General features: G+C 63.0%; 1 protein-coding gene. It reads right to left on the bottom strand.

Features of this window, described 5'->3' with window-relative positions:
• Positions 1-41: 41 nt before the first annotated feature.
• Positions 42-311, bottom strand: coding sequence for a hypothetical protein (locus AC1DYK_RS36275; RefSeq protein WP_478170670.1), 270 nt, complete (start codon positions 309-311; stop codon positions 42-44).
• Positions 312-368 lie beyond the last annotated feature (57 nt).

The raw sequence follows: 368 nt of genomic DNA, 5'->3' as shown, positions 1-368 counted from the left end.
GAGGAGCACATAGCGGTACGCAGCTCGCGCACGGGCTGCCGTCACGTGTGTTCCCCGTGGTGTCGCCGCAGCTCAACATTGCAGTCGGTGACCGTCGACCAGTTGCCGACACCGGCAGCTTCCTTGCGTTCCCTTGCGAGTGCACCGCATACATCGCATCCGGAGGCGGGTTCGGGCGACACGGGAAGGTCCACCACATGCACCGGCGCAGCCATCGTCGTCCTGGGGTTGCTCATGAAGGGAACGCTAGGGAGGCCTAGTTGGGGAGGCGAGACGATATTCTCGAATATTCTCGCGCCGACCTCGGCCATGCATCGACATTCCTGGACGACGGCGGAGATCCTGTGACTCGGAGAGCATCCATGCGA

Source organism: Variovorax sp. P2_H12 (assembly GCF_056403395.1).
The sequence above is the reverse complement of the archived record's forward strand: the minus strand, read 5'-3'. Positions and strand labels throughout refer to the sequence as shown.

Bases quoted from the DNA above. Each gene is read 5' to 3' on its own strand.
- AC1DYK_RS36275 (WP_478170670.1), bottom strand. From the start codon at position 311: ATGGCCGAGGTCGGCGCGAGAATATTCGAGAATATCGTCTCGCCTCCC.